This is a genomic window from Lysinibacillus sp. 2017 (assembly GCF_003073375.1).
Classification (GTDB): domain Bacteria; phylum Bacillota; class Bacilli; order Bacillales_A; family Planococcaceae; genus Solibacillus.
This window is the reverse complement of the sequence record NZ_CP029002.1, coordinates 1,934,397-1,949,060: the sequence shown is the minus strand read 5'-3', so window position 1 is coordinate 1,949,060 and position 14,664 is coordinate 1,934,397. Positions and strand designations below refer to the sequence as shown.

Here is a 14,664-nt window from a genome sequence, read left to right as displayed (position 1 = left end):
TTTGTTCCTATTTATGAATTTTATGTCTATGTCACATGTCTCAATTTACCAGGAAACTCATTTTTCCATATTCAAGAAAAAATAGGAATGCGTATAATAGAAGTATTAAACAGTTGAAGGGGTTAGGCAGATGACTGAAATACAAAACACCCAGCAAAACACGATAGATGATACCTCACCATTAGAGCAATTAATAGAACGTCTAAAACCGTTACATGTTATTTTATCGCAAAATTCATACGTAAAAGATACGACAAGACGTTTAAAACGAATTATCGATGATGCGGAAAGCCAACCAATCATACTTATTTTAGGGAAAGAACGAGTAGGTAAAACAACCTTAATTAATAGTCTAATAGGACGTGCTTTATTAGAAGATCATACCAATCTGCCAACAAATACAAATACATTTTTACGTTATGGCGAGGAAGAGTGCATTAAAGCAATCTTTTTAGACGGTATGGTTGCAACATTTGATATTTCAAAATTACATTTACTAACCGTTTCGGATACATTTAGTGCGCAAATTATTCGCGAGCACTTAGATTACATAGAGGTATATATTAAACACGATTTGTTAAAGAGTGTAACGATTATTGATTCAACAGCGCTTGAAGTAGGTCCTAATAACACTGCTTATTTCTCACATTCGATTTTACAACGTGTCGATGAAATTTTTTGGGTTTTACGAAATGGCTCAGTAGCGACAGAAGACGAAACTAATTTCTTAAATAAATTACAATCATTTGGTCATAAGCCACATTTAATTGTTAATGGCATTGATGAAGCTACTAAAAACGTCCATCAATTTATTGCATCTGAAAAAGAACGATACGGTGATAAAATTGGTAAAACGGTTGCTGTTTCTGCGTTATTAGCAATGCAAGCACGTAAAACAAATGATTCTCAAATTTTAATCGATTCAAAAATTACCGAACTGACGCAATTAATTTATCGATTAGTGAACAACCAGGAAAAGAAAACACGTCATGTAACGGAGTTATTTGTTCATTGGCTGGAACGCTTACGCAAAGAAATTGAAATCATTCCTTCGCGCGAGCCGTATATATCGGCATTTGAAAATGTTGAACGTTACTCATCGGACTTGGAATTCGAGTTTACTCGCCAACAACGTGATTTAGCGTTAATCGCCTCATACGAAGATGAATACCAAAATGTAAGTAAGGTGTTTAAAGAAGTACAAACTTTGTATCAATTGCTTCAAAAACTAGCTGGAGATTTATATTTGCGCGATCCGCTTGTTGAAAAGTTCGAAGAGATTGCGATAATGTATCAAAAGAATGTGCGTGATTATCGTAAATTGCATGTTGATTATTCAATGGAATTTACACGTCTAGAAAAGCAATATAAAAAATTGACGGGCAATGCACTAATTATTCCAATAAACGCAGATGCTTTAGATCATGTGACATTAGATCGTATTCAGTCATTAAACAAGTTGCAACAGCAATGTCAGGACAAAATGGAGCTTATTAAAAAGTACGAGCAATTTGTATGTAAAAACTTATATACAGTACAAAATCGTTTAAATGAATTAGCTGCAATGCGTTTGAAGTCCATTATTAATCAAGTTAGTGATTTAAACTTACAACGTGAAAATGAACGAATTTATTTGAAATCGTATGCGAATAAATTAACGGAATTTAATTGTATTGTAGAAGCACAAGCATTTTTACGTGATGCGGTCGTTCCCAACTTGTTTGAAGGGGATTTACCTTTAATGGAGCAGGAAAAGGTACATATTCGTAATACGATTGAATGCATTTGCGCGGTTGATTTGACGCATCAAGCATTGTATAAACGATTAAATATTGGTGAGTCAAATGATTTAATGGCGCAGTTAGAATTTGAATCGAAATATAAATTGATGGGGCTAAGTTTAACAGAAAATGATGTAAAATCGGATTTACCTGAATTACCACAGCTGATTAATATGTAATACAAAAGCCCCGAAGTACGTGAATATTAATCCATATAAAAAGAGACTAATCATTGGATTTAATCTAAAGATTAGTCTCTTTTCCTTATAATTCGTCAGATACCCCTAAAAGTATAATACCTAACATAACCATCACAATTACTAAATACTGTACCTTAGTTAATTTTTCCTTCAAAAATAGTCTCGATAAGATAATTGAGAAGATACTATATGAAGCAATTAATGGGGCAGAAATAATTGCATTCTTCGCCATCGCAAATACATAGAAATATTGGCCAACTGTTTCAAATAGGGCAGCCGATAATTTCGTTTTTTCCTTGAATAAGTTAATTTTAATTTTCTTAAACATTCGTAAATAGATATACGAAATGACAGCACAGATGGCAAAGGTAAATTCATATGCTAATAATGCATTATCTTCAGTAATTAGCTTCATTTCATCTAAATAAACGCCATCTAAAAATGTACCTGTACCATCTAATATTGCATAGATAATAGGGAACATAATTGCTAAAAAACCAATTTGATACTTCTTATCTTCTTTAGTTAGCGTGTTTTTAATTTCTTTTATTTCGTATTTACGCTCTAGTATACCTAATAAAATTACACCAACTGTTATTAGGAATATTCCAGTTAATTCTAATGAATTAAACGAATAAGAGAAAAATGCGAAAAGTAAAATACTCGTAATGACACCAGAAGAATTTTGAATAGGTGAGGATATAGACAAAGCTATGTATCTCAATCCGATATAACCAATAGTCATGGATAAAATATAAAAAAACGATACAGGAAGATATCTAATCATTTCAAAAAAATCAAAAGTCAAATTATTTGAAACCATGTAAAATACACCATGAATCCCCATTACTAATCCAACCATAATGACAATTTTTAAGTGACTAAACTTATCATCTGGATTTGAACCCTTTTTATAAAATAAATCAGCACAGCCCCATGATAGAGCAGTGAGTATAGCAAAAATAAACCACATAATGGACTCCTTTATATTGTATAAAATTTAGCTGCTCAGTGTTTCTTCATCTCGTAGACTCCCAAGATTATCGTTTGGGGGGATTTTCGTTAACGTAGTCTTCGTTTTAATTACTTCCTTTCCAACGAACTATTTTCTCATAAAAAGCCCGTGTTGAAAACTTTTATATGTTTATTTATAAGATTTTGGAATGCAAAAGGCCCGAATCATGTTAGACTCGGGCCGAAGTTTAGTTTACTTCATCTAAATTATGGGTAATCTCACTGTTATTTTCACTATAAAATGTGTCGCCTATAGAATTTCCGACAGTTGATTGAACGAGATTAATTTTCGAATGATTGACTGCTTGAATATTGAATTGGAATTTATCATTTTGAATAATGCAGTTCGATGCATGGACAGTTGAATTATTTTGAACATAAATATCGGATTCTTGACCTTCTGTAAGCTGTGTTGACTTCAAATCAACTGTCGAATGCAAATCAATCCAAATTTGTGGATAACGGTGATTAGAAATAAACGAATCTTGAATCAGTACTTCAGAATGGTTTTCGATAATAAACCCATTTTTATCACCCTGTAATAATTCATTGTTTTTAAAGATGATGGAACTGTCATTAACGACAATTTGTGGTAATTTATGTGTTGAAATTTGACTTTCACTAATTTGCAGCATCGCATCTTTCATCACCTTGATGGCATTACTCTTTCCACCTGATACTTTACTTTTATGAATAGTTGCCCTCGTCTGTCCAACAATTTCAATTTGCACCCCAGTACCATCTAAAAACTCACTCTCTTTAATGTTTAAGCTACAATTTTCAACCATAAATACGCTTTTTCCTCCAGTAAACTTGCTTTGTGAAATTGAAACAGAGGCTTTTTCCTTCCCAGCAATATGAGGCATATTATTTTCGTTAAAAGTACAATTTTCAATCGTAGCAGTCGATTCATTGACTACTAAAATCCCGTTGCCTTTATTTTGAGAAATGTCCGAATCTAATATAAATAATTCAGCACCTATTACGGTTATGGCAGTATTTTCATGATTGATAATGTGGCTATCAACAATGGAACAAGAAGCATCTTTTTCAACAAAAACTCCGACTTGCTTCCCGTTTTTAATGGTAGCTTCTTTAACTGTGCAAATGGATTTTTCAGTTACGAAAAGTTGCGGCAATACATTATCAGCGAATGTTGTATTAATAAAATTGATAATGGATTTTTCTTTTACTTGTACACCAACACCTTGGCAGCTATGAATTTGACTATCGGTCATATTAAGTAATGATTCTAAAGTCAATTGAACATTGGCGATTTTATGATAGGCAAATAATGTATTCGTAATTGTTCCTTCAGAAAACTCTCGCAGCATAAGGCCAGATTCCTTGCCGTGTTGAATTTGACAATTAGACAAATTCAATTGGCTCTTTTGAATCCATAGCTGAGGCAGTTGATGATGCTGTATGACTGTACTATTTAGTTCAATCATGGATTTTTCAGAAGCGAAAAGTCCATTTCCTTCACCATGCTCAATCGAACTACCATAATCAATGAACGTAGATTGATCTTGCACGATAATTTGCGTTCCACTATGGTGATGGATTTTCACGTTTTCAGTGTTTATTTTTGAATCAGATTTCAACCAAATAGCGTGTTGAGATTTTAATAACTCGCAATTTTTTAATATTGCCGTGGATTGATCTAATAATAAATGAGATTTTTCGTTGTTTTCGAAATAACAGTTTTCAAATTCTGCATAACTGTGATTAATAAGTACGACACCGACATCACTTGCACCACTAAAATGACATTTTTCAACAAATGCACGTCCATTATTTAAAGATAAAAGAACATTCGAGGCAGCACCGATAAATGTGCAGTTAGTTAATGTAATCGTACCTTCAACAAAAAGCTGGGTTGTTGGATGAATCGTTAAATTTTTAAATGTGACATGACTTGCTTTTGGTATGAAAATCACACCTTCTAAAAAGACGTGATCCATTACTTTTGCCGTAATTGTGACCTGTTTTTTAATCGTTATTGTTTCAACATATTTACCAGCTGCAAGTAAAATTTCATCATCATGCAACGCTTTTTGTAATGCGCGTTCTACTGTTTTGAATTTCGAAAAAACAGAGGTTGACACTTTAATTATCGCCATAAAACTCCTCCTAGCTGACTTGCTTTACCTACTATGTGCACGTAATTAACTAAACTTAATCATATTTATTCAAAATTTTTATAACTAAAATGATTTCGTGTACAAAACTACGCATTAATCAATATTATGTACGGGCAATGGAGAAAATAAGTATGAAAATACAGGAGAAAGAATAAAATGATTGCCAAGAGTAGGTTTAAAGAGGGAAGAGGAAGTGAATCCTAAAGTATTGGAATATATCAAAATTTTAATGGATTTTTTAATTATTATTTGAAAGGAGAGTAAAAGCGATGACAAAACAATTACAACTCATCCAACAAAAATTAAATGAACGTTTTTTTGATCGAGAGGAAGAAATTGAAGCGTTATTGACTGCTCTTCTATCAAAGCAACATTTATTGTTTATTGGCCCAGCCGGTACAGGGAAAAGCGTCCTTTCATCGATGCTAGGTGAAATTGTTGAGGGAAGCCATTATTTCCAACATTTATTAACGCCGTTTAGTACACCCGAGGAATTATTTGGGGTTTTATCGCTGAAAGATCTAGAACAAGGGGTATATAAACGAAATGTTACGAATATGTTGCCAGAAGCTCATTTTTCATTTATAGATGAAATTTTCAAAGCCAATTCCGCGATATTAAATTCTTTATTAACCTTAATCAATGAACGTGTTTACTATAATAACGGCGTTCCAATTCCTTCACCCCTTATGACAATCATTGGCTCTTCAAATGAATATATTGAAGAAGGGGAAGGCTTAGAGGCATTGTTTGATCGTTTTTTATTGCGATATGAAGTGAATTATATTCGAGAAGAAGATTCTTTTATTGCCATGTTAAAAGATCAATCGCCCATTGAAATCCCCAAAATGACGATGCAACAATTGTATGAATATCAAGAGAATGTCGCAAAGGTAAGGATTTCAGACACCATTTATAAAACGATTGCTAAAATCCGACAATCTTTACATGATGCAGGTATTCGACCATCTGATCGTCGCTTTAAACAATCGCTTGCCATTTTAAAAGCTAGAGCTTACTTAGCAGGACGAACGCAAGTACTTCGAGAGGACTTGAACATACTCGCAAATATTTTATGGGAAACAATTGATCAAAAAAATGCAACGCAGGAAATTATTAATGAAGCGGCCTTTGACACAGTAGATGCATTTATCCATCGCACTATATTGGAGTTTGAAATGATTTTATTAAATGCACAAAATACGATGTTAACGAAAACACCACTTACTCGAACAAAACTTAGTCAATTGCTGATGCAAGGGAAAACATTATTTTTAGAAGTACAAAATATGAATCGCAAAGTACCTAATCGTCCAGAATTACAAAGTTTAAAAACAGACATGCATAAACGCTTGCTACAAATGACATCAGATGTAATCGGATTTTAAAGATTCGGGATTCCTCAAAAGGAGTACCCGTTTTTTAAGTGAGGAGGGACATCAATGGAAAATAATATTGCCGTATTTTATAGTCGATCCGTTTTTCAAATTAAGTCATCAAGCCACAGTCGATTTAACGAGTTACTAAGAATGGCCAAAATCTTAAAAGACAGTTGTATCGAAGGTGAACTACTTCTTCCTGGATTTACGAATTTAATAGGAGATAGTTGGTATGCATTTTATGCACGCGAACCAAGTTTTAAGGAAGAAGCAACGCAACTGGATGGGATGCAATTTGATTTTTTAACGAACTTACTTAATAACGAGGAATATAGTCGTTGGCATCAGCTGACAAAAGGGGACGAATTATTAAGTGTATTAACTGCAATAGGGATGGCAGATCAGTTAAAAAAGTCCTTAGAAGATGCGAAAAAATCAGGTGTATTAAATGATGACCAGAATGCACATCGTTCCAAAGCATTTGCCGAAAAGCAGTTAGAGGAAATTAGAAAAAAACAGAAAGAACCTGCGCTAAGTCAAACAATGATAGACTCATTAAAAAGACAACAGCAGATTTATGAAGAAAGAAAAAAAAGTGCTATCCAACAACTAAAGGGAAATGAACAACAATCTCGGGAATATATTCAGCAATTAACGAATAAAATGATTGGTTCAATGATCGAAAACAATAAAGACAAAGTACGAAATACAAAAAAAGCAGTTATTACAGTTGGAACAATGGATGGCAAAAAGTTTGAGAATTTACCATTAAATGATCAATTTGAATTAGCCGAAATTCTAGGGGGACATAAAGAACTTAGAAAAATTGCAGATATGGTCGGTCGTTTTAAACGAATTGCGATGAAAAAGCAAAAAACGAAACACAAACAAACAATGGAAAGAAAAAATATTACGATAGGGCAAGAAGTTTCACGACTATTGCCAACAGAGCTCGCGAGCTATATTTTACCACATAGTAAGCTTGACTTTTTAAGAAGATATAGTGAACAACAGACGTTTATCTTTGATACGAAAGGGAAAGATAGAAAGGGTAAGGGTCCAATTATTATTTGTATGGATGAAAGTAGTTCAATGACATCGATGAAAGAACAAAGCAAAGCATTTTGTATTGCGCTGTTAATGATTGCAAAAAAGCAAAAACGGGATTTTGCAATTATTCCTTTTGCGTCTCAAGTAGGAGAATTGCAGATTTTTCGCAAGGGACAAGCGACTACACAAGAGCTTATTCAATTTAGTAATAGTTTTTTATCAGGTGGTACGAATTATGAACATCCGCTACGTGAATCGTTGAATATTTTAGTACAAAGTGAATTTAATGAAGCGGATGTGTTATTTGTAACAGATGGCTCCAGTTTTTTACCTTCAAAATTTATAGATGAATTTAATGAGACAAAAAAGAAAAAGCAATTTGAATGTACTGCGATTGTATTAACGAATCTATACAATGCGGTTGATTTGAATGTGGTGAATAAGTTTTCGGAGCGAGTAATAGAAGTTAATGAACTTTTTGAAGCAGACGAGGCATTTATTATTTAATTGAAGTTTCACTCTTAACAAAATGGTTCCTCCTAGTCAAAACGCCTATTGTCTCTTACAATGTCAATATGGAACGTATTTAGGAGGAATTTTTTTGTTACAGCAACATTACACTCAATTATTGAACACTACACAGGAACAACGCGCGGAATTTGTCAAAATGAATAATGTTATTTTTGAAGAGATGCTTACTCATTTAGGGAATGAATCAGCTGTTTTACGAGACCAACAAAACTATCGCTTATTTATACAATTGTTGTCAGAAAATGCGATTCCCGAAAATATACTGCATGTCTATGTAAAACAACTTGCATCCTATGAAGGGCTGCTTTATGAAATAGATCAACCTGAAGGCGCTTCCGTTTTCCAACGTTCGTATTCAGCTTTGTTTTTAGCAGCCATTGTAAATGCAGATCGACAATTACAAGTATTAACGGAACAAGAGCTCGAGCATATTGCCGAAAGGGCGATTTCTTTATTTAAAAAGGAGCAAGATTTACGTAGCTTTGTAAGCGAAACAGCTGGTTGGGCTCATAGCATTGCCAATACAGCCGATTTATTGACAGCGATTATTCAACATCCAAAGTATCCGGTTCGATTAACGGCTCAAATTTTACAAGCCATTCGATCGAACTTTTGGAAGGGCTATGTTTTTACGGATGATGAAGAGGAACGATTTTGTACTATCATTGAATCAATCTTAAATAAGGATATCGATGAAGAATTACTAATTGAATGGTTTGAACAGCTATTCGAGCAATTACAAATGGTTGCTTATGAACGTGGGTATGATGCTTTATGGTTTAAGGCGAGAACAAACCTATTAAATTTATCCAAAACATTATACTTCTTTTTAAAGTTTTCAAACCGTCATGATAAGTTGCGTGGAATTATGTCTATTTTTATTCAGAGATGGCTAAAATTGAATTAATATTCGTGTGAGAAGTTTTCGTAGAATAATGATTTTTGAATTGTACAACAATTTAATGCCCATTTCGCAACAAAATCACAGTAAGATTGAATGAAAATTAATATATTTTTTTATTTGTAAAATGCAGTAAGAGCAATACTTCACAGTAAAGTCTAATTTATAGATATTATTGTAGAATAAAATTGTATTTCCGATAGGTCATAAATAAAACTTATCGTAAAAGATAATAATAATGCAATTTACTTATGTATAATAATCAGCTATTATTAGATTTGGAGAAAAGAGCTTTAAACCTTTTCAATTATGAAAAAACTAGGGGGAACATAAAATGGCACAAAACTTACACAACAGCCGCGCTTCATTTGAAGTAAACGGTAAAACTTATAACTACTTCCGTTTAGCTGCAATTGAAGAAGCTGGTATCGCGAACGTATCACGCCTACCTTACTCAATTAAAGTATTATTAGAATCAGTATTACGTCAATATGACAACTATGTAATTAAAGAAGAGCACGTAAACGAATTAGCAAAATTCGGCTCTCACAACAAAGATGCGGAAGTACCATTCAAACCTTCACGCGTAGTATTACAAGATTTCACTGGTGTACCAGTAGTAGTTGACTTAGCTTCATTACGTTCTGCAATGAAAGAAATGGGTGGAGACCCAGCTAAAATCAACCCAGCTATCCCAGTTGACCTTGTTATTGACCACTCAGTACAAGTTGACAAATACGGTAACGCTGCTGCATTAAATGCAAACATGGACTTAGAATTTGAACGTAACGCTGAGCGTTATAACTTCTTAAAATGGGCTCAAACTTCTTATGATAACTTCCGCGCTGTACCACCAGCAACTGGTATCGTACACCAAGTTAACTTAGAATATTTAGCACCAATCGTACACGTTAACGAAAACGCTGACGGTACATTCGAAACATTCCCAGACTCAGTAGTAGGTACTGACTCACATACAACAATGATCAATGGTATCGGCGTTCTTGGTTGGGGCGTTGGTGGTATCGAAGCTGAAGCAGGTATGTTAGGTCAACCTTCTTACTTCCCAATTCCTGAAGTAATCGGTGTTAAATTAGTAGGCGAATTACCAAACGGTACTACAGCTACTGACTTAGCATTAAAAGTTACTCAAGTATTACGTGCTCGTGGTGTAGTAAACAAATTCGTTGAGTTCTTCGGACCAGGCGTACCAGCTTTACCACTTGCTGACCGTGCTACAATCTCTAACATGGCTCCAGAATACGGTGCTACTTGTGGTTTCTTCGCAGTTGACGAAGAATCAATTAAATACATGCGCTTAACAGGCCGTGATGAAGAACATATTGCTGTTGTAGAAAGCTACTTAAAAGCTAATGACATGTTCTTTGATGCTTCATTAGAACCTGTATACTCTGACGTTTTAGAAATCAACCTTGCTGATATCGAAGCAAACCTTTCTGGTCCTAAACGTCCACAAGATTTAATTCCTCTTTCTAACATGAAAACTCGTTTCCATGAAGTTGTAGTTGCGCCTCAAGGTACACAAGGTTTCGGTTTAACTGAAGAAGAATTTGCTAAAACTTCAACTGCTAAATTTGCAGAAGGTGATTTAGAAATCCCAACAGGTGCAATCGCAATCGCTGCAATTACATCTTGTACAAATACATCAAACCCATACGTTTTAATCGCTGCTGGTTTAGTTGCGAAAAAAGCGGTTGAAAAAGGTATTACACCTCCGAAATGGGTTAAAACTTCTTTAGCACCAGGTTCAAAAGTTGTAACTGGTTACTTAGAAGATGCTAATTTACAACAATACTTCGATGCAATCGGATTCAACACTGTTGGTTACGGTTGTACAACATGTATCGGTAACTCAGGTCCATTACTTCCTGAAATCGAAGAAGCAATCAAAGAAAAAGACTTATTCGTAACGTCTGTACTTTCTGGTAACCGTAACTTCGAAGGTCGTATTAGCCCATTAGTTAAAGCTAACTACTTAGCATCACCACCACTTGTTGTTGCTTACGCTTTAGCTGGTACAGTAGATATCGACTTACAAAATGATGCAATTTCAGTAGACAAAGATGGTAACGATGTATTCTTCGCTGACATCTGGCCTACAACTGAAGAAGTAAACGCAGTATTAAACAAAGTAGTAACTCGTGAATTATTCCAAAAAGAATATAAAACAGTATTCACTGCTAACGAAAAATGGAATGCTATCGAGACTTCAACTGAATCTCTTTACACATTCGATGACAAATCAACTTACATCCAAAACCCACCATTCTTCACTGGTCTTTCTAAAGAGCCAGAAGCTATCAAAACTTTAGCTGGAATGCGTGTAATGGCTAAGTTTGGTGACTCTATCACTACTGACCACATCTCTCCTGCAGGTGCAATCGGTAAAGATACACCAGCTGGTAAGTACTTAATCGAAAACGGCGTAGCTATCCGTGACTTCAACTCTTACGGTTCTCGTCGTGGTAACCACGAAGTAATGATGCGTGGTACATTCGCTAACATCCGTATCCGTAACCAAATCGCTCCAGGTACAGAAGGTGGTTTCACTACTTACTGGCCAACAGGCGAAGTTGAGTACATTTACGATGCATGTATGAAATATCAAGAAGCAGGCACTGGCTTAGTAGTATTAGCTGGTAACGACTACGGTATGGGTTCATCTCGTGACTGGGCTGCTAAAGGTACATTCTTACTAGGCGTTAAAACTGTAATCGCACAAAGCTATGAACGTATTCACCGTTCTAACCTTGTAATGATGGGTGTATTACCATTACAATTCATGGCTGGCGATTCAGCTGAAACTTTAGGATTAAAAGGTGACGAAACAATTGACGTTAACTTAACTGATAATGTTAAACCACGTGATATCCTAACTGTTACTGCAACTTCTCCAGAAGGTAAAGTAACTGAGTTCAAAGCGTTAGCTCGTTTCGACTCTGAAGTAGAAGTAGATTACTACCGTCACGGTGGTATCTTACAAATGGTATTACGTGCTAAAGCTGCACAATAATCCCTTTGCAAATTAGACGAAAGGTAAAGCCAATTTTGGCTTTACCTTTTTTCTTTCTTTGAACTATTTATTTACCGAAATAGACCCACTTGATTAGAGCGATTATAATCAAATGGGTCTATTTTTAATTTTTATAAAACTCTTAAATATTCTATTATAATAATTTTATGGAATTTTCTGATAAACTTGTGTATTATTAATTTGAAATACTATTAAAAATTTGGAGGTATATGGATTGAAAAAACGTAAATTGTATTCTACAGCAGCTCTATCAACAGTAACAGCCGTATTAGTGGGGGTTACAGGTGTAGCTGCAGAACAAACCGTATTTAACGATGTAAGTGAATCACACAAGTATGCGACTGCAATTAATGCAATGAGTGCCGCTGGAATTGTACACGGCTTCGATGATGGCACATTCAGACCAGATGCGAACGTAACACGTGGACAGGCAGCCAAAATGATTGCTGGTACGTTAAAGCTTGATTCAGCCAATGTAAAAAATCCAAATTTCAAAGATGTAGAAGAATCGAATCATTATTATCGTTATATTGCTGCATTAGTGGCAACTAATTTTATACGAGGATATGAAGATCATACATTCCGTAGTGAAAATCAAATTACACATGAACAATTAGCAACAATTTTATCGAATGTCTCAACTGTATACCCAATCGATACAGAAACAGTATTAACTGCGGCGAATGTAACGTTTAGTCCAGAAAAACAAGTAACTCGTGGGGAGTTAGTAAGTGTTTTAGCAACATTATTAACAAATGCTACACCACAACCTGAACCACAACCTGAACCACAACCTGAACCTGAACCTGAACCAGAAAATGATAACTATAAATTATCAATTATGCATGTAAACGATACACATGGACGTGTAGAAATGTTCCCGAAATTAATGACTGCTGTGAAAGAACAGCGTGAAAAAAAACCAGAATCATTATTATTACATGCTGGTGACGTCTTCAGTGGAACATTATATTCCAATGAATTTAAAGGACAAGCAGATTTACCATTCTTAAATGCCATGAAATTTGATGCTATGACTTTAGGAAATCATGAATTTGATTTAGGTTCTTCACCAGAAGGCCATAAAGCATTGGCAGACTTCATTAAAGCTACGCAATTCCCTGTATTAACAGCAAACGTAGATTTCTCTAAAGACACATTATTTACAGGATTATTTACAGACTTAATTTCTAGTGAGCCAGAAAACGGTAAAATTTATGCGGGAATGATCAAAGAAATCAACGGTGAAAAAGTAGGTATTTTTGGTTTAACAACAGCTGAAACGAAAGATATTGCATCTCCAGGCAGTGTAGCGTTTGAAAACTATATTGACGAAGCGAAAAAAGCAGTAAAAGCGTTTGAAGATAAAGGTGTAAACAAAGTTATCGCGCTAACACATATCGGCTATGATGACAATCCTGCATATGATAATGATTTGATTCTTGCAAAATCAGTAGCTGGAATTGATATTATCGTAGGTAGTCATTCACATACACAATTAGATGAACCATTTATTATCGATACAAACACAGTTGGCGAAAAGAAAGATGCAACATTAATAGTGCAAGCTTATCAAAATACAGATTATTTAGGTACGCTAAATGTAGAGTTTGATGAACAAGGTGTTGTAGTGAAGCATGACGGAAAACTACTAAAAGTAGCTGACTTTGCAGACGATGCAGAAGGCTTAAAATTATTAGCGCCATTTAAAGAAAAAGTAGCTGCCATTTCTACAGCTGAAATTGGCGTTACGTTAACAGAAGATTTAGTAGCTCCACGTTCTCAAGATGGTGGCCTAAGTGTCCGTAATAGCGAAACAGCTTTAGGTAACATCATTACAGATGGAATGTTAGCTAAAGCTAAAAAATCTACAGCGAAAAAAGTGGTAATGGCCTTCCAAAACGGCGGTGGTATTCGTGAGAAAATTCCAGCAGGGAATGTAACGACTGGACAAATTATTACGGTATTACCATTCGGAAATACATTAGCAATTATGGATGTAACGGGTGCGGAACTAAAAGCGACGTTTGAGCACTCAGTAAAGGATGCTCCAAAAGAAAACGGTGGGTTCTTACACATTTCTGGTGCTAAAGTAGAGTATGATTCATCGAAAGAAGCGGGTTCACGTATCGTATCATTAAAATACTATGATGAAGCAACAAAAGCTTATGTAGATGTAAAAGATGATGAAAAGTACACAGTTGCTACTAATGCGTTTACAGCTAAAGGTGGCGATGGTTTTAGTGCATTAGGAAAAGCGTATGAAGAAGGTCGTGTAACAGATTTAGGTCTTTCAGATTGGGAAAACTTAAAAGAACAACTATTATCATTAAAAGAAATTAATTACCAGCCTGAAGGAAGAATTATTGATAAAGCGATTGTAAATACAAAATAAATTAGAAAAATCATTGGATGAGTTAGTCTATCCAATGATTTTTTTGTAAAATTTTTTTTAGGAATTGTTATTAGTAAAATATGATTAGCTTTATTGCTAAATACTAATCTAATAGAAATATATCAAGTAATAGTAAGAAAATTGTTATTTAACAATTATATTATATAATGCAAAGTATATTTTTATGAACTAAATTCACGTACTAAACAGAAAA

General features: G+C 34.5%; 8 protein-coding genes. 6 read left to right on the top strand and 2 right to left on the bottom strand.

Annotation, left to right across the window (positions count from 1 at the left end):
* Positions 1-130 precede the first annotated feature (130 nt).
* Positions 131-1,960, top strand: a complete 1,830-nt coding sequence (locus DCE79_RS09290) for a dynamin family protein (protein ID WP_108712783.1) — start codon at positions 131-133, stop codon at positions 1,958-1,960.
* Between the two features lie 85 nt (positions 1,961-2,045).
* On the opposite strand, the gene DCE79_RS09285 is transcribed toward DCE79_RS09290, so the two are convergent.
* Positions 2,046-2,954, bottom strand: a complete 909-nt coding sequence (locus DCE79_RS09285) for an EamA family transporter (RefSeq protein WP_108712782.1) — start codon at positions 2,952-2,954, stop codon at positions 2,046-2,048.
* 229 nt (positions 2,955-3,183) lie between these two features.
* Positions 3,184-5,118: a right-handed parallel beta-helix repeat-containing protein gene (locus DCE79_RS09280; protein ID WP_108712781.1), complete on the bottom strand. Its 1,935-nt coding sequence runs from the start codon at positions 5,116-5,118 to the stop codon at positions 3,184-3,186.
* A gap of 290 nt (positions 5,119-5,408) precedes the next feature.
* Between DCE79_RS09280 and DCE79_RS09275 the strand changes: the two genes are divergently transcribed.
* The 5 genes from DCE79_RS09275 to DCE79_RS09255 all read left to right on the top strand — a co-directional run bounded on the left by DCE79_RS09275 (position 5,409) and on the right by DCE79_RS09255 (position 14,450).
* Positions 5,409-6,527 carry an AAA family ATPase gene (locus tag DCE79_RS09275; RefSeq protein ID WP_108712780.1) on the top strand — a complete coding sequence of 373 codons (1,119 nt, stop codon included), beginning with the start codon at positions 5,409-5,411 and terminating at the stop codon, positions 6,525-6,527.
* Between the two features lie 54 nt (positions 6,528-6,581).
* Complete coding sequence (locus tag DCE79_RS09270; RefSeq protein ID WP_108712779.1) at positions 6,582-8,075, top strand: vWA domain-containing protein; 1,494 nt, start codon at positions 6,582-6,584, stop codon at positions 8,073-8,075.
* A 94-nt stretch (positions 8,076-8,169) separates the two neighbouring features.
* Positions 8,170-9,006 (top strand): DUF2785 domain-containing protein, encoded by an 837-nt coding sequence (locus DCE79_RS09265; protein WP_234417226.1) that lies wholly within the window; start codon positions 8,170-8,172, stop codon positions 9,004-9,006.
* A 328-nt stretch (positions 9,007-9,334) separates the two neighbouring features.
* Complete coding sequence (acnA, locus tag DCE79_RS09260; protein WP_108712777.1) at positions 9,335-12,034, top strand: aconitate hydratase AcnA; 2,700 nt, start codon at positions 9,335-9,337, stop codon at positions 12,032-12,034.
* 235 nt (positions 12,035-12,269) lie between these two features.
* A complete protein-coding gene (locus DCE79_RS09255; RefSeq protein WP_108712776.1) occupies positions 12,270-14,450 on the top strand; it encodes a 5'-nucleotidase C-terminal domain-containing protein in 2,181 nt (726 codons plus the stop codon).
* Positions 14,451-14,664: the final 214 nt, after the last annotated feature.

Bases quoted from the DNA above. Each gene is read 5' to 3' on its own strand.
- DCE79_RS09270 (WP_108712779.1), top strand. From the start codon at position 6,582: ATGGAAAATAATATTGCCGTATTTTATAGTCGATCCGTTTTTCAAATT.
- acnA (WP_108712777.1), top strand. From the start codon at position 9,335: ATGGCACAAAACTTACACAACAGCCGCGCTTCATTTGAAGTAAACGGT.
- DCE79_RS09275 (WP_108712780.1), top strand. From the start codon at position 5,409: ATGACAAAACAATTACAACTCATCCAACAAAAATTAAATGAACGTTTT.
- DCE79_RS09290 (WP_108712783.1), top strand. From the start codon at position 131: ATGACTGAAATACAAAACACCCAGCAAAACACGATAGATGATACCTCA.
- DCE79_RS09285 (WP_108712782.1), bottom strand. From the start codon at position 2,954: ATGTGGTTTATTTTTGCTATACTCACTGCTCTATCATGGGGCTGTGCT.
- DCE79_RS09280 (WP_108712781.1), bottom strand. From the start codon at position 5,118: ATGGCGATAATTAAAGTGTCAACCTCTGTTTTTTCGAAATTCAAAACA.